14 protein-coding genes are annotated in these 14,548 nt (G+C 67.5%); 10 read left to right on the top strand and 4 right to left on the bottom strand.

What is annotated here, in order from left to right:
- From ACFVM3_RS16300 to ACFVM3_RS16280, 5 genes are all read left to right on the top strand, one after another.
- Window positions 1-981 (top strand): carbohydrate ABC transporter permease, encoded by a 981-nt coding sequence (locus tag ACFVM3_RS16300; RefSeq protein ID WP_192742169.1) that lies wholly within the window; start codon window positions 1-3, stop codon window positions 979-981.
- Window positions 978-1,835 carry a carbohydrate ABC transporter permease gene (locus tag ACFVM3_RS16295; protein ID WP_378439430.1) on the top strand — a complete coding sequence of 286 codons (858 nt, stop codon included), beginning with the start codon at window positions 978-980 and terminating at the stop codon, window positions 1,833-1,835. The genes ACFVM3_RS16300 and ACFVM3_RS16295 overlap by 4 nt, the downstream gene beginning before the upstream one ends.
- A 2-nt stretch (window positions 1,836-1,837) precedes the next feature.
- On the top strand, window positions 1,838-3,241 hold the full coding sequence (locus ACFVM3_RS16290) for a GH1 family beta-glucosidase (protein ID WP_378439428.1): 1,404 nt from the start codon (window positions 1,838-1,840) through the stop codon (window positions 3,239-3,241).
- Between the two features lie 274 nt (window positions 3,242-3,515).
- The gene (gene abc-f, locus ACFVM3_RS16285) at window positions 3,516-5,135 is read left to right on the top strand and encodes a ribosomal protection-like ABC-F family protein (protein WP_378439426.1); all 1,620 of its coding nucleotides are present in this window, start codon (window positions 3,516-3,518) and stop codon (window positions 5,133-5,135) included.
- A 123-nt stretch (window positions 5,136-5,258) separates the two neighbouring features.
- Complete coding sequence (locus tag ACFVM3_RS16280) at window positions 5,259-6,500, top strand: DUF222 domain-containing protein (protein WP_378439424.1); 1,242 nt, start codon at window positions 5,259-5,261, stop codon at window positions 6,498-6,500.
- Window positions 6,501-7,266: 766 nt separating this feature from the next.
- Here the strand turns inward: ACFVM3_RS16280 and ACFVM3_RS16275 are convergent.
- A complete protein-coding gene (locus ACFVM3_RS16275) occupies window positions 7,267-7,611 on the bottom strand; it encodes an MmcQ/YjbR family DNA-binding protein (RefSeq protein WP_378439422.1) in 345 nt (114 codons plus the stop codon).
- A gap of 124 nt (window positions 7,612-7,735) precedes the next feature.
- Between ACFVM3_RS16275 and ACFVM3_RS16270 the strand changes: the two genes are divergently transcribed.
- Both ACFVM3_RS16270 and ACFVM3_RS16265 read left to right on the top strand, forming a co-directional pair.
- Window positions 7,736-8,365, top strand: coding sequence for a class I SAM-dependent DNA methyltransferase (locus ACFVM3_RS16270; RefSeq protein ID WP_378439421.1), 630 nt, complete (start codon window positions 7,736-7,738; stop codon window positions 8,363-8,365).
- Window positions 8,366-8,367: 2 nt separating this feature from the next.
- Entirely contained in the window at window positions 8,368-9,162 is a 795-nt protein-coding gene (locus ACFVM3_RS16265; RefSeq protein ID WP_378439419.1) for a glycosyltransferase, read from the top strand.
- Here ACFVM3_RS16265 and ACFVM3_RS16260 read toward each other — a convergent pair.
- Complete coding sequence (locus ACFVM3_RS16260; RefSeq protein WP_378439417.1) at window positions 9,080-9,676, bottom strand: TetR/AcrR family transcriptional regulator; 597 nt, start codon at window positions 9,674-9,676, stop codon at window positions 9,080-9,082. The two genes, ACFVM3_RS16265 and ACFVM3_RS16260, sit on opposite strands and share 83 nt — an antisense overlap.
- A 90-nt stretch (window positions 9,677-9,766) precedes the next feature.
- On the opposite strand from ACFVM3_RS16260, the gene ACFVM3_RS16255 reads away from it, so the two are divergent.
- Complete coding sequence (locus ACFVM3_RS16255; RefSeq protein WP_378439415.1) at window positions 9,767-11,143, top strand: cytochrome P450; 1,377 nt, start codon at window positions 9,767-9,769, stop codon at window positions 11,141-11,143.
- Between the two features lie 83 nt (window positions 11,144-11,226).
- Entirely contained in the window at window positions 11,227-11,679 is a 453-nt protein-coding gene (locus tag ACFVM3_RS16250) for a carboxymuconolactone decarboxylase family protein (protein ID WP_378439413.1), read from the top strand.
- 5 nt (window positions 11,680-11,684) lie between these two features.
- Here the strand turns inward: ACFVM3_RS16250 and ACFVM3_RS16245 are convergent, their stop codons facing one another.
- Window positions 11,685-12,401: a helix-turn-helix transcriptional regulator gene (locus tag ACFVM3_RS16245; protein WP_378439458.1), complete on the bottom strand. Its 717-nt coding sequence runs from the start codon at window positions 12,399-12,401 to the stop codon at window positions 11,685-11,687.
- A gap of 134 nt (window positions 12,402-12,535) precedes the next feature.
- Between ACFVM3_RS16245 and folE the strand changes: the two genes are divergently transcribed.
- On the top strand, window positions 12,536-13,132 hold the full coding sequence (gene folE / locus ACFVM3_RS16240) for a GTP cyclohydrolase I FolE (protein ID WP_219151525.1): 597 nt from the start codon (window positions 12,536-12,538) through the stop codon (window positions 13,130-13,132).
- Here folE and ACFVM3_RS16235 read toward each other — a convergent pair.
- Complete coding sequence (locus tag ACFVM3_RS16235) at window positions 13,122-14,366, bottom strand: MFS transporter (protein WP_378439411.1); 1,245 nt, start codon at window positions 14,364-14,366, stop codon at window positions 13,122-13,124. The two genes, folE and ACFVM3_RS16235, sit on opposite strands and share 11 nt — an antisense overlap.
- Window positions 14,367-14,548 lie beyond the last annotated feature (182 nt).

The following is a 14,548-nucleotide window of genomic DNA, read 5'->3' as shown; positions in this document are numbered from 1 at the left end:
ATGACCGTCGTCGACAAGATCGCGCCGGACGAGGAGAAGGCCGGGGTGCGCACGTCACCCCGGCCCACCCTCCGCCATCGGCTGAGCCGGTGGGACGTCAAGGTCTCGCCGTACCTCTACATCGCCCCGTTCTTCGTCGTGTTCGGGATCGTCGGGCTGTTCCCGCTGCTCTACACGGCGTACGTGTCCCTGTTCAGCTGGGAGGCGGGTGACGACAACCCCGTTTTCATCGGGCTGGACAACTTCAAGGAGTTGTTCGCCGACACCCAGTTCTGGAACGCGCTCGAGAACACCGTCAGCATCTTCCTGCTCTCCAGCGTTCCGCAGCTGATCATCGCGGTGCTCCTGGCGGCGTTGCTCAGCGCCAGGCTCCGCGGGGCGACCGGCTGGCGGGTCGGCGTCCTGCTCCCCTACGCCGCCAGCCTGGTGGCGCTCGGGATCATCTTCGCGAACCTGTTCGGGCCGAAGTACGGGCTGGTCAACGGCCTGCTGCAGACGATCGGGCTGGATCCGGTCGACTGGCAGGCAGGCCGGTTCAGCAGCCACGCCGCGATCGCGATCATGGTGAACTGGCGCTGGACCGGGTACAACGCGCTGATCGTGCTCGCGGCGATGCAGGCCATCCCGAAGGAACTGCACGAGGCCGCCCTGATCGACGGCGCTGGCGCCACACGCCGGTTCTTCAGCATCACGCTCCCCTTGCTGAAGCCGACGCTGATCTTCGTCACGATCACCTCGACGATCGGCGGCCTGCAGATCTTCACCGAGCCCAAGCTGTTCGACGCCATGCCGGGCTCGAACAACGGCGGCTCGTCCAACCAGTTCCAGACCGTGACGCTGTACCTCTACCAAACGGCCTTCGAGAACTACGAACTCGGCTACGCCTCGGCGATCGCGTGGGTGCTGTTCGTGATCATCGTGCTCATCGCGCTGGTGAACTTCTTCCTCACCGGCAGGCTCACGGCGGTGAAGAAGAAATGACCACACTCCATAGTGGACTCAAGCGAGGCGTCTCGGCGCTGGGCAAACCACGCAGGGCGACCTATGTCGTGCTCACCATCTTCGTACTGGGCTCGCTCTTCCCGTTCTACTGGTCGTTCCTGGTCGCCAGCCGGGACAGCGGGATGCTCACCGAACGGGTCCCACCGTTCCTGCCCGGCGGGAACTTCTTCGCCAACGCGGCGAGGGTGTTCGACACCGTTCCGTTCTGGAAGGCGCTCGCGAACAGCCTGATCGTGTCCGGCACGGTCACCCTCACCACGGTGCTGTTCTCGGCCCTGGCCGGGTTCGCCTTCGCCAAACTGCGGTTCCGCGGGCGGAACGGGCTGTTCGTGTTCATCGTCATCACCCTCGCCGTACCGACCCAGCTCGGCATCATCCCGCTGTTCATGGCGATGTCGGAGTTCGGCTGGGCGGGCGGATTGCAGTCGGTGATCGTGCCCAACCTGGTGACCGCGTTCGGCGTCTTCTGGATGCGTCAGTACACAGTGGACGCCGTACCGTACGAACTGATCGAGGCGGCGCGGGTCGACGGCTGCAGCATGATCCGGATCTTCTGGAACGTCTGCCTGCCCGCGGTCCGGCCCGCGGCGGCGATCCTGGCGATGTTCACGTTCATGACGTCGTGGAACGACTTCCTCTGGCCGCTCGTGGTGCTGGACGCCGGCAACCCCACCGTCCAGCTGGCGCTGGAGAAGCTGCAGAGCGGCTATTACGTCGACTATTCGCTGGTGCTGGCCGGGACCACCCTGGCCACCATCCCGATCCTCATCGTCTTCCTCCTCCTCGGCCGCCAGATCGTGGCCGGGATCATGCAAGGTGCCGTGAAAGGGTGACCATGTCCGCTCATCCCGACAGTGTCCGGGCGAAGACCGCGCTCCTGTTCCCGCCCGGATTCGTGTGGGGCGCCGCCACCGCGGCCTTCCAGGTCGAAGGGGCCACGGCCGCCGACGGCCGGACCGACTCGATCTGGGACGTCTTCGCCCGCCGTCCCGGCGCCGTCGTCGGCGGCGACACCGGGGAGCCGGGCGCCGATCACTACCGGCGCTATGCCGAAGATGTCGATCTGATGCGACGGCTCGGCCTCGGCGCGTACCGGTTTTCGCTGTCGTGGCCGCGTATCCGGCCCGACGGCGGCACGCCGAATCCCCGGGGTCTCGCGTTCTACGACCGGCTCGTCGACAAGCTTCTCGAAGCCGGAGTCGAACCCTGGGCGACGCTGTATCACTGGGATCTCCCCCAGTCGCTGGAAGACGAGGGCGGCTGGGCTTCACGCGAGACCGCCTTCCGGTTCGCCGAATACGCCGAAACGGTCGTGGCGCGTCTGGGGGACCGGGTACCGCGCTGGTCCACCCTGAACGAGCCGTGGTGCGCCGCGATGCTGGGCTACGCTCGCGGGATCCACGCGCCCGGCAGGCAGGAACCCCGCGCCGCCGTCGCGGCCGCGCACCACCTGCTGCTCGGACACGGACTGGCGATGGACGTCCTGCGGCGGCACGCGCCCGCCGCGTCGTCGGGGATCACACTGAACCTGTACCCGGTGTCGGCGGTCGATCCTTCGTCCACTGTGGACTCCGAGGCCGCGCGCCGGATCGACGGCCTGCAGAACCGGCTTTTCCTGGATCCGGTGCTCTGTGGTTCCTACCCTGAGGATCTGCTGACCGACCTGGCGCCGCTCGGTATCGGAGAGCTGGTGCGGGACGGCGACCTCGCGACCATCGCCGCTCCGATCGACTGGCTGGGCATCAACTACTACCGGGGTTACCAGGTCGCGGGCACCCCGCTGCCCGGCAGTGAACCGGCGGGCGCCGACTGGCTCGGCTCCCCCGACGTTCATTTCGTGCCCGACGCAGCGGCACCTCGCACCGACTCCGGCTGGGAGGTCCAGCCTTCGCGGCTCACCGAGTGCCTCCTCCAGGTCCATCGCGACTATCGGCCGATCCCGTTGTACATCACCGAAAACGGCGCCTCCTATCCGGACGCGGTGATCGGCGGGGATATCGCGGACACCGACCGGATCGCCTTCCTCGACTCGCATCTGCGCGCCGCGTACGAGGCGATCGAGGCGGGCGTCGACCTGCGCGGTTACTTCTATTGGTCGCTGCTCGACAACTTCGAGTGGGCCGAGGGGTACGGCAAGCGGTTCGGGCTCGTCCACGTCGATTACGCGACCCAGCGGCGGACGCCGAAACAGAGCGCGCTCTGGTACGCCCGGGCGATCAGTCTCAACGGGCTGAGCTGAGGCAAGTGTCGTTCAGGACGGTCTTCGTCCTGAACGACACTTGCCTGACCGGGATTGCGGTGGCCACCTCCCGACGGGTCTTGTTATCGTGGACGCGGACCTGATCGACGAGCAGTGGAGACCAGACGTGGCAGGTGAAGACGACATCTCCGGGTGAGCCGGAGCAGGCAGGCCACCGGCGTTGACGCCGACGTGGCCCCTTTGTCGTCCCCTCAAGCCACGTCCACCGCGGTGCAGCCTCGAGGCGCCCGCCGTCCTTCACGAGGTCATTTCCATGTCAGACGCCTTTGTCGTCGTGTCCGCTCTCTCCTTCTCCTGGCCGGATGACACCCCGGTCTTCGACGACCTGTCGTTCACCGTGCCCGGTGGCCGCACCGGACTGGTCGCGCCGAACGGGGCTGGCAAGAGCACGCTCCTCAAACTGATCGCCGGCGAACTGCGCCCGACGTCCGGGTCCGTCTCCACCCAGGGCGTCCTCGGCTACCTGCCGCAGTCGCTGCCGCTCACCGCCGACCTGAACGTGGCCGAGGTGCTGGGCATCGCGCCGCAGCTCGCGGCGCTGAGCGCGATGGAGTCCGGCGACGCGAGCGAAGAGCACTTCACCACCATCGGGACCGACTGGGACATCGAGGAACGCACCCGCGCCCAGCTCGACCGCCTCGGTCTCGACGGTATCTCGCTGGACCGGAGCCTGCGCACGTTGAGCGGCGGGCAGATCATCTCCCTCGGCCTGGCCGCACAGTTGCTGAAGCGGCCGGACATCCTGCTGCTGGACGAACCGACCAACAACCTCGACCTCGATGCCCGCCGCAAGCTCTACGGCGTGCTGGAGGACTGGTCCGGCTGCCTGCTGCTGGTGAGTCACGACCGGGAACTGCTCGACCGAATGGACCGGATCGCCGAACTCGACCGCGGCGATCTGCGGTACCACGGCGGGAACTTCACCCAATACGAAGCGGCGGTCAAGGCCGAGCAAGAGGTCGCCGAACGCAACGTCCGCAGCGCCGAACAAGAGGTCAAACGCGAGAAGCGCGAGATGCAGCAGGCCCGCGAGCGGGCGGCGCGCCGCGCGGGCAACGCCGCCAGGAACCTCGGCAACGCGGGCCTGCCGAAGATCTTCGCCGGCACCATGAAACGCAACGCCCAGGAGTCCGCGGGCAAGGCGAACGAAACGCACGCCGCCCGGGTCAGCGAGGCGAAGAGCCGCCTGGACGAGGCCGAACGCTCACTCCGCGACGACCAGAAGATCGCGCTGATCCTGCCGGGCACCAACGTCCCCGCCGGGCGCACGATGTTCCAGGGCGAGCACATCCAAGTCCGCTACGGCGACCGGAACGTCTTCGCGGGCGACGGCGTCGACCTGACGATCCGCGGCCCCGAACGGATCGCGCTGACCGGCGGAAACGGCACCGGCAAGTCGACCCTCCTGCGGGTGCTCAAGGGAGACCTCACGCCGGACAGCGGCGTGGTGAAACGCGCCGAAGGCCGGATCGCGTACCTCTCGCAGCGGCTCGACCTGCTGGATCTCGACCGGACGATCGCCGAGAACTTCGCCGCGTTCGCCCCGAGCCTCCCCGAATCTCAACGGATGACCCTGCTCGCCCGCTTCCTGTTCCGAGGCGCGCGAAGCCAGCTTCCCGTCGGCGTGCTCTCCGGGGGGGAACGTCTGCGAGCCACCCTGGCCTGCGTCCTGTTCGCCGAACCCGCGCCACAACTCCTGCTGCTCGACGAGCCGACCAACAACCTCGACCTGGTCAGCGTCGGGCAATTGGAGAGCGCGTTGGGGGCGTATCAAGGGGCTTTCGTGGTCGTCAGCCATGACGAGCGGTTTCTTCGGGAGATCAAGGTGGATCGGCGGGTGCGGTTGACCGATGGGACGCTCGTGGAGTTCTAACTCTTCGGTCGCTCGAACGTAAGTGGCTCTGTAGTCGAATCACCCTTCAGTGTTGTTCTGCTTTTTGCATTGTGACTTAAAATTACGAACGCGTGTTCGATTGGTTTGGTGTATTATGGAGGGGTGTCCGAGACCTTCCTTCCCGAGTTGCCGCAGGAGTTGTGGCGTGCCGGCAAGCTGGAGCTTGCGCATGGCGTGCAGCAGTCTCTGCGGGTGATTCGGATGGCCACCGCCGGGTTGGGGAGATTCCTGGCGGAGATCGAGTCTCGGGGCGTCAAGGACCTGTACGGGTACGGCACTACGGCCGCGTGGTTTGCGGATGTGGCCGGATTGTCGCGCGGTGAAGCAGGACCGGTGGTGAAGCGGGCGCTCGCGTTGAACCCCACCCGTGCCTTGGATGGCACCGAAGTTCCGCCTGTCGCGCCCGCCACCGCCGCGGTCGCCGCCGAGGGTTTGGTCGGGGATGAGCGGATCGATCAGATCCTGGAGATCTTGAAGAAACTCCCTGACGAGGATCAGCCGAACGCGGAGAAGATCCTCGCGACTCTCGCCCGGGACGCCGGTCCCCGCCAGCTCGCGGAAGCCGAAGCGAACCTCCTCGCCTTGCTCGATCCCGACGGGAACGAGCCGAAAGACCCGGAACCCAAAGAGCCGCGCCGGGAAATCACCCTGGAACGCCGCAAGGACGGATTCTGGAAACTGACCGGGTTGCTCGATGACGAGACCGGTGCCCGGACGAAGGCTGTGTTGGAGGCGTATGCGAAGCCGCGGCCGGTTGATGAGTTCGGGCAGGCGGATCTGCGGATGAAATGCGAGCGCATGGGCGACGCGTGGGTCGACATCCTCGACCTGGCGATCGCCTGCCCGGACCAGCCCGGCACCAGCGGCTACCGCACCCTGGTGAACGTCACCATCAGCCTCGACGAACTCAAGTCCGGCCTCGGGACCGCGTGCCTCGACTTCGTCGGCACGATGACCGCCCGCGAAGCGCGGCTCGCCGCCTGCGACTGCCTCATGCTGCCGGTCGTGCTGAGCGCCGCCGGAGAGCCCCTCGACGTGGGGCGGCTGCGGCGGTTCGTCACCCCCGGCCAACGCCGCGCGCTGAACATCCGCGACGGTGGCTGCGCCTTCCCCGGCTGCCATCGCAAACCGAAGAATTGCCACGCCCATCACATCGTGCACTGGGCAGACGGCGGGCCGACGGATCTCCGGAATCTCGTGCTGCTGTGCGGTTTTCACCACCGGCTCATCCACCACGGCGACTGGCAAGTACGGATGGCCGTTGATGGGTTACCGGAGTTCATCCCGCCTCAATACCGAGATCCGCTCCGAAAACCTCGGCGCAACAGTCTCCACCACGTCTGACCGGGGAGCCCGCCAGCCACACCGGCGACGGGCCCCTCGCCATGCCCACACCCCGTTCGATCCTGAAGTCCGTGAAGGCCTCCTTGAGGGATCCAGAGTCCCGCAAGGAGGCCTTCACGGACCACCGACCGTCGCCGGTCACACCCGATCACAAAACAAAGCCCGCCACCGAACCGGCGACGGACAAGAAAGAAAAAGGTCCCGCTTCCGCTCAGCGAAGGCTGGGGGTTCCTGCGAGCAGGAAGCGGGAGTTTGTGGCCGGTACGGGGGCCGCCTCTCGGCGAGTGGCTCGACACGGCTCCGGCCGGACCGGTATTCCGTGAAGGCGAAGGGTGAGGCCCGGGGGCACCATCCGCACCGACACTCTGTACAACGCACCACCGTGCGAAATGTTCCCCGGCACCGATCCCGAATCGATGTGACTCGCATCTACACTCGAATGCGCGGAAATCGCGGCGACACACGAAACGGTTCCCGACGAGCAAGTGACCTGCGTCATTTCCGAAAGCCGGTCGAACAAAAAGACCCGCTCCCGCTCAGCGAAGGCCTGGGGGTTACCTGCGAGCGGAAGCGGGAGCAAAGGCCGATACGGTGGGCCGCCTCTCGGCGAATGGCACGACACGGCTCCGGCCGGACCGGTATTCCATGAAGGCGAAGGGTGAGGCCCGGGGGCACCATCCGTACCGACACTCTCTACAACGCCATGACCCGGAAAATGTTCCCCGCGAAAGAAGTGACGCGCGTCAACACACGAACGCGGTAACACTCAGCAGGGCGGCGGAACCTGATCGACCAGTTCTTCGGGAGCGGACAGGCGCCATGCCTCGTAGACCAATTCGTTCAGCTCGTCGGAGTCGATACCGTCGAGATAGACCACCACCCAGCCGAATCCCCCGGCCGTGAACTGTACCTCGAAGACATCTGGCCGCTCGGCCACGAGGGCTTCCTGTTCCGAGAGCGTCTGCTTCAGGCCGACCGTCTGGGTTCGCGGCCAGTAGTAGCCGAACCGCTTCCCGCGCACGCTGAACGACTCCCACTCCTTCGCGTCGGATCGCTCGACGTCGGCGAGCGACTTCAGCATCCGGTGGAACTCGTCACTCGACACGCTCATCTTGAACCCCAAACCCCAGTAACTCCGTCGGCTCCAGTCTAAGGGCCCGGGTGGACCCTTCCTTTGAGGACGTCTATCGGTAGATTCGCCGGAGGGAGATCCACTCGATCCGGGGAGCTGCGCAATGGACCGACCGGTCACGGCGGCAGAGTTGTTCGACGCCATCGGTTCCGCTTACGACGACGTCTTCGGACGGGCCCCGGTGGTCGACAGGGCCCTGCGGCATCTGCTGGACAGCCTGCCGCCGTCGTCGAGGGTGCTCGACATCGGCAGCGGAACCGGCAGGCCGGTGGCCGAGGACCTGTCCTCCGCCGGCCATCGGGTGACCGGGCTCGACGTGTCGCCGGTGATGATCGATCTCGCGCGTGAGCAGGTGCCCGCCGCCACCTTCGTCCAGGCCGACGTGCGGGAATGGACCTCGCCGTCCGAGTCCTGGGAGGCCGTCTGCGCCTTCTTCCCCTTCCTCCAGATGCCGCGGAAGGACACCGAAGCCGTCCTCGCCGACATCGGGCGCTGGCTGGTGCCGGGTGGGCTCTTCGCTCTGGTCACCGTTCCGCGTGACGCCGAGGAGATGCCGGCGGAGTTCTTCGGCCACAACTTCCGCGTCACCAGTTTCGCCCCGGACGACCTCGTCCGGCGGGTCGAGGCGGCCGGCCTGGAGATCACCGGAACCCATTCGGAGGTCTTCACCGCGGATGAGCCGGGAACCCCGCCCGAGGAGCACCTACTGATCCTGGCCCGCCGCCCGGAGTGAGCATGCCGGTCGTCAGCGTGATCACCCCGGTCCATCCGCCGAGCCTGCCGTACTTGACCGAGGCGTACGAATCCCTCGCCGCGCAGGAACTCCCGCCGGGCTGGACCTGGGAATGGCTGGTGCAGGAGGACGGTGAGACCGGTCTGCTCGACGGCGTCCTCCCCGCGGACGAACGCGTGCTGCCCGGCTCGGGGCGCCGGGGCGGCCCCGGGGTCGCGCGGATGATGGCCCTGTCACGCGCATCCGGGGAACTGATCAAGGCACTCGACGCGGACGACCTCCTGGCGCCCGGCGCGCTCGCACGAGACATCGCGGCGCTGGACGATCCCGAGATCGGCTGGACGACGTGCCGGGTCCTCGACCTCCTCCCGGACGGGACCACCGCCGGAGTCGACAGCGATCCCGAAGAGGGCCGGATCGAACGCGGCGCGATCCTGCGCCACTGGCAGCGCAACGGCTACGTCTCCTCCGTGGTGGCCGGGACGCTTTGCATCCGCCGCGACCTGCTGCTGGAGCTGGGCGGGTGGATGGCACTGCCCGCGTCGGAGGACACTGGGCTGATCCTCGCCGCCAACGCCTGCTCGGACGGCTACTTCATCTCGGCGTGCGGCATGTTCTACCGGAAGTGGGCCGGTCAGGTCACCCGGTCCGCGGCGCACAACGACGACGGCGAGCGGCTCGCGCGGATGAAACTGATCGAGGAACGGGCCGAGGTCATGTTGGCACGGCGACGATGTCGAGCAACGCCTTCGCGCACAGATCCCGGATCTGGTCCCGGGTCAGTTTCCGGTACTTGAGCCAGTCGAGACAGACCGCGACGACGAAGGCCAGCCAGCCGCGGACGAGCACCCGCAAAGACTCGGGCGGATCGCCGTCCGGGCACAGCACTTCGAGGATCCGGCGTCCTTGCTCGGCGAAGTTGTTGTCCAGGACTTCGCGTACGCCGTCGACGGCGATGGACGTCCCCGAGTGCAACGCCCGGTAGCCGTCCTCGTTGGCTTCGACGTAGCGCAGGTACGCGTCGAGACCTGCTGTCAGCTGCTCGGCGACCGGGAGTGCGGGATCGGACTTGGTCATCTCGAGCAGGCGTTCACCCTGTGCCTTGATGACCTCGGTGACGAAGTCCCGTTTCGTCGGGAAGTAGTGGTACAGCAGCCCCCTGGACACCTCGGCGATGTCCGCGACCTGCTCGATCCACACGTCGTCGTACGGCCGCTCCGCGAACAGGCGGGCGCCGATCCGCAGCAGCTGTTCCCGCCGTTCGGCGGTGGTCAGCCTGCTGCGGGGCTTCCCGGAAGTACTCGGCGCCATCCGGGCATCGTACTTACTTGACACGAGTTCAGTAACAGGCCACGCTCGCTATTGGACGCCGGTTCAACAGTGCACACCTGGAGGGGCTCGATGGCCACCGCTCTCCCCCATCCCCCGCGACGGATCCCGCTGATCGGCGACGTGCTCGGCGTGTCGCCGAAGACGCCGGTCCAGGACTCGATGCGGCACGCGGCCGAGCTGGGCCCGGTCTTCGAGCGCAAGGTGTTCGGCCGGAGCATCGTGTTCGTCAACGGCGCCGAGATGGTCGCCGACCTCTCCGACGAGAAGCGCTTCGCGAAGCACGTCACGCCCGCGATCTCGAACCTGCGCCCGCTCGGCGGCGACGGCCTGTTCACCGCCCACAACGAAGAGCCGAACTGGCGGCGCGCGCACGAGATCCTCGCGCCCGCGTTCAGCCGCAACGCCATGCAGCGCTACCACCCGACGATGCTGGCGATCACCCGCGAGCTGCTGGGCACGTGGGACAGGGGCGGCGAGGTCGACGTCGCGGACGACATGACCAAGCTGACGCTGGAGACCATCGGCCGGACGGGATTCGGTTACAGCTTCTCTTCGTTCGAACGCGCCGAGCCGCATCCGTTCGTGGCCGCGATGGTCCGCACGCTGCGGCACGCGCAGCGAAGGGCGATCCAGCCGCCGGTCATCGGCCCGCTTCTCAGCCGCAAGGCGAACCGGCGCAACGAAGCCGATCTGGCGTTCCTCCACTCGGTCGTCGCCGACGTCATCGAAGGGCGCCGGCACGACACGAGCACCGAAGACCTGCTCGGGCTCATGCTGAACACCACGCAGCCGAGCACCGGTGCAGCGCTGGACGAGGACAACATCCGGCACCAGATCATCACCTTCCTCGTGGCCGGACACGAGACCACATCGGGCGCGCTGTCGTTCGCGCTGTACTACCTCGCCAGGAATCCGGAAGTCCTGGCCCGCGCACAGTCCGAAGTGGACAAGGTCTGGGGCGGGAATCCGGACCCGTCCTACGAAGAAGTCGCGAAGCTCCGCTACGTCCGTCGAGTGCTCGACGAAGCGCTCCGGCTCTGGCCGACGGCGCCCGCGTTCGCGCGCCAGGCCCAGGTGGACACCGTCGTCGGCGGCGAGTACCCGATGCGCAGGGGGCAGTGGGCGCTGGTCCTCATCCCGGCGCTGCACCGTGATCCCGTCTGGGGAGACGATCCCGAATCGTTCGACCCGGACCGCTTCTCCCCGGAACGCAACCGTGCCCGCCCGGCGCACGTCTACAAGCCCTTCGGCACCGGCGAGCGTGCCTGCATCGGGCGGCAGTTCGCCCTGCACGAGGCGACGCTGGTGCTCGGCATGCTGCTGAGCCGGTACGAGCTGCGCGGCGACCCGTCCTATCGGCTGAAGGTGCAGGAACTGCTGACCCTCAAGCCGGAGGGCTTCAAACTGGAGGTCTCGCTCCGCGACCGGGCATCAGTGGCCGCCTGAGACTTCAGCACTCCGGTCACATCTCCTTCCCGGCATCCGTCAGTGCGGTGAAAGCAAGACGGAAATCCCGAAGGAGAACGAACATGGAAACCCGCATCCCGAACCCCGCCCTCGCCAACCCTGCCACGTTGAAGGCCCTGATCGCGCTGGCGGAGTCGACCGGCGACACCGGTGTCCCGAAGACCACGCACTACCTCATGCACGTCCGCGCGAGCCAGATCAACGGATGCAGCGGCTGCCTGGAGATGCACACCAAGGAACTGCGCAGGGCGGGCGAGTCCGACGAGCGGATCTTCACCGTGGCGGCGTGGCGCGACACGGCCTACTTCACCGACGCCGAACGAGCGGCGCTCGCGCTGACGGAGGCCCTCACTCGCATCGCGGACCGGGCCGACCCGGTCGACGACGAGATCTGGAACGAGGCGGCTCGTCACTACGACGAAGCGCAGCTGTCGAGCCTGGTCCTCTCCATCGCCGCCATCAATACCTGGAATCGGCTCAACGTCGCCACCCGGCAGATCGCCGGCGCCGCCTGAGCGACCTACTCGGCCTGCCGCACCTCCACACAGCACTCGGCCGCGCCGGGAACGAGGGCCGCCTCCACGTTCCCGGCGCGCACGCCGTTCAGGAAACCGGCGAGAAAGGCCTGATTGATCCCGCAGACCAGCTCCGGCGCCTCCGCGGCCAGCGGATGGAACGGGCAGTTCCGCAGCCGGACACAGGTCCTGCTGTCCCGGCTCGGCTCGAAGCCGTAGCGGCGAAGCACCCCTTCGGCCACCGTGAGCGCGCGCTCCGTGCCCAGCCTGCCGGGACGCGTTCGCGCTCGTTCCTCTTCCCCTGCCGCGAAACCGCGCTCCCCCGCGACCCGCAACACGGCTTCCCGCGCGGACTCGCCGCTGCCCTCGGCCAGCACGGCCTCGGCGAGGATGCCGGCCAGGATCTCGTGCCGCCGGGCGGGAAGCTGCACTTGGATGGCCTCGTCGACGGGTTCGTAGACCTTCGGCCTGCGTCCCACCTTCACCACCGGACCGGCCGCGAAGCCGAATCTGAGCAGTCCGGCCGCCACGAGCTTGTCGAGATGGAAGGCGGCGAGCTTGCGGGAAATCCCTACCGCCGCGGCCGCCTCGTCCCGCGTCACAGGGCGCCTCGCACGCCGGGCGTAGGCGTACATGCCGCGACGGAGGTCGTCGTCGAGCGCCGCCACCGCGGCGATGGCGGGGGCGTCGAGGCCGTCCGGGTCCTGCACTGTCACGTTCACCACGATATCGCCTATCTCAACCGGCGGAACATTCTGGAGTGCCGATCTACCATGTAGGATGAGCCACCGGGTGGCAAAACACCCAAAAGTCTTGGTTTAATCCACTGGGGATCGCGTTCAGCCTAGGAGGCCCAATGTCCACTCCCGCCTTGCGCGTCGTGCACGAATCCGGGCCGGGGCCGGACCTGGTGGCCGCCGAGGCCGCGGCCGCCGATCTCCTCACCGCACTGGGCATTTCGCTGGACTCCGAAAGCCTCCGCGGCACGCCGGGCCGGATGGCGCGCGCGTATGCCGAGCTGTTCACCCCTCGGCCGTTCGACCTCACGACCTTCCCCAACGACGAGGGCTACGACGAACTCGTCCTCGCGAGGGGAATTCCGGTTCGATCCGTCTGCGAGCACCACCTGCTGCCGTTCGTCGGGGTCGCGCACGTGGGATATCTGCCGGGAGAGCGGATCCTCGGCCTGTCCAAGCTGGCCAGGATCGTCGAACACTTCGCCTGCCGTCCGCAGGTCCAGGAACGGCTCACCAAGCAGGTCGCCGACTGGCTCGAAGAGCAGCTCGAACCGCGCGGCGTCGGCGTGGTGATCGAAGCGGAGCACTCGTGCATGACGTTGCGCGGGGTCCAGGCCGTCGGGTCGAGCACCGTCACCTCGACCCTGCTCGGCACGCTGCGTGAAGACGCTCGTTCACGCCAGGAGTTCTTCGCGCTGACCGGGATCAACGGCTGACGGTGGGCTCTTGCGCGTAAGCCGCGGAGACGACCTCGCGGTCGAATACCCGCCAGGTGAGCGCGGAAACGATCACGGCCACCACGAAACCGGCCCAGTACGGCGTCGTCAGCCCGAATTTCGACGCCACCGCCCCGCCGAGCAGGGCGCCGACACAGTTTCCGCCCGCGATGACGAACAGACTGGTGCTGCCGACCCGGCCCAGCATGTCGGGCGGGGTCAGCCGCTGGCGCAGGGAACTGCCGACGATTCCCCACAGGGCGCCGTGTACCCCGAAGAGGAACAACGTCACCCCGACGACCGGCGCGCTCGTGCTTGTCGCGAGCACCAGATGGGTCCCGGCCTCGATCAGCAGCCCGATCCGCAACGTCCAGGTCGGCGTGCACCAGGCGATCAGCCGGTCGCCCGCGATCGAGCCGAGTAGCCCGCCCACCGCCATGCAGGTGAAGAGCAGGCCGTATCCGACCGCGCCCAGCTGGAGCCGTTCCTTCGCGAGCAGCACGAGGACCGAGGTGGCCGCGACGAGCGTCAGGTTCAGCATCCCGATCAACCCGATCATGGTCCGCAGCAGCCGCTGACCGGCGAGCCAACGGAATCCCTCGGCCACCTCCGAACGGATAGACCGGCGCGCGACCGGCTCACCGTCGCCGGGCCGCGGCCGGTACGCACCCGCGATCAATCCGAGCAGCAGGGCGCTGACCGCGTACGTGCCGGCGTTGACGTAGAACGGGATGCTCGCCGCGACACCGAACAGGAATCCGCTCAGCGGACCCGAGAGCATGCCGTGGGTCAGTGTCGTCCCGGCGTACAGCCGCCCGTTCGCCCGCTCCAGCAACGCTTTCGGGACTATCGAGGGCAGCATCGCCCCGCCCGCCGTCCGGAACACGACCTCGCACGCGTTGATCACGAAGAGGACGGCGTACAGCAAGGCGATGCTGACGTCTCCCATCGAGATCGCGACGGCGAGCAGCGCGACGGCGGGCACGCGGATCCAATCGAGGGTGATCATCAGCTTTCGCCGGTCCACCCTGTCGACCAGCACTCCACCCGGTAGCGAGAAGAGCAGCCAAGGCAACCACGCCACCGCGAACCCGCCGGAGACCACGAGCGGTTCGTCGGTGCGGGAAGCGATCAGCAACGGCGCCGCCACCGTCGCGAGACCGCTGCCGAGCGCGGACGTCGTACTCGCCGCCCAGAGCTTCGCGTACCTTCCGTCGAGCCTCTCCCCCGTCATGAGATCGAAGGTAGCGATCGGTGACCCAGCGGAGGCGGGGTTTCACTCACAGCTGAGCGGCTGCCCCCTGGAATCCCGTCCACGAGGTCTAGTCGGGTGCGCGGGAAACGGGCGGCCTGCGGTCGGACGTCACCGAATTCCGGCGACGGCCGCGGCAGGACGATCCAGGGTACGCGGGGCTC

Source organism: Amycolatopsis sp. NPDC057786 (assembly GCF_042797905.1).
In the GTDB taxonomy this organism is placed as follows: Bacteria; Actinomycetota; Actinomycetes; order Mycobacteriales; family Pseudonocardiaceae; genus Amycolatopsis.
Note: the sequence above shows the minus strand (reverse complement) of the source record. Positions and strands in the feature narration are given on the sequence as shown.

What these genes read in the sequence shown, in the direction of transcription:
- ACFVM3_RS16255 (WP_378439415.1), top strand. Translation starts at nt 9,767, where the DNA reads ATGGCCACCGCTCTCCCCCATCCCCCGCGACGGATCCCGCTGATCGGC.
- ACFVM3_RS16260 (WP_378439417.1), bottom strand. Translation starts at nt 9,676, where the DNA reads ATGGCGCCGAGTACTTCCGGGAAGCCCCGCAGCAGGCTGACCACCGCC.
- ACFVM3_RS16275 (WP_378439422.1), bottom strand. Translation starts at nt 7,611, where the DNA reads ATGAGCGTGTCGAGTGACGAGTTCCACCGGATGCTGAAGTCGCTCGCC.
- ACFVM3_RS16300 (WP_192742169.1), top strand. Translation starts at nt 1, where the DNA reads ATGACCGTCGTCGACAAGATCGCGCCGGACGAGGAGAAGGCCGGGGTG.
- ACFVM3_RS16265 (WP_378439419.1), top strand. Translation starts at nt 8,368, where the DNA reads ATGCCGGTCGTCAGCGTGATCACCCCGGTCCATCCGCCGAGCCTGCCG.
- ACFVM3_RS16295 (WP_378439430.1), top strand. Translation starts at nt 978, where the DNA reads ATGACCACACTCCATAGTGGACTCAAGCGAGGCGTCTCGGCGCTGGGC.
- ACFVM3_RS16250 (WP_378439413.1), top strand. Translation starts at nt 11,227, where the DNA reads ATGGAAACCCGCATCCCGAACCCCGCCCTCGCCAACCCTGCCACGTTG.
- ACFVM3_RS16270 (WP_378439421.1), top strand. Translation starts at nt 7,736, where the DNA reads ATGGACCGACCGGTCACGGCGGCAGAGTTGTTCGACGCCATCGGTTCC.
- abc-f (WP_378439426.1), top strand. Translation starts at nt 3,516, where the DNA reads ATGTCAGACGCCTTTGTCGTCGTGTCCGCTCTCTCCTTCTCCTGGCCG.
- folE (WP_219151525.1), top strand. Translation starts at nt 12,536, where the DNA reads ATGTCCACTCCCGCCTTGCGCGTCGTGCACGAATCCGGGCCGGGGCCG.
- ACFVM3_RS16290 (WP_378439428.1), top strand. Translation starts at nt 1,838, where the DNA reads ATGTCCGCTCATCCCGACAGTGTCCGGGCGAAGACCGCGCTCCTGTTC.
- ACFVM3_RS16235 (WP_378439411.1), bottom strand. Translation starts at nt 14,366, where the DNA reads ATGACGGGGGAGAGGCTCGACGGAAGGTACGCGAAGCTCTGGGCGGCG.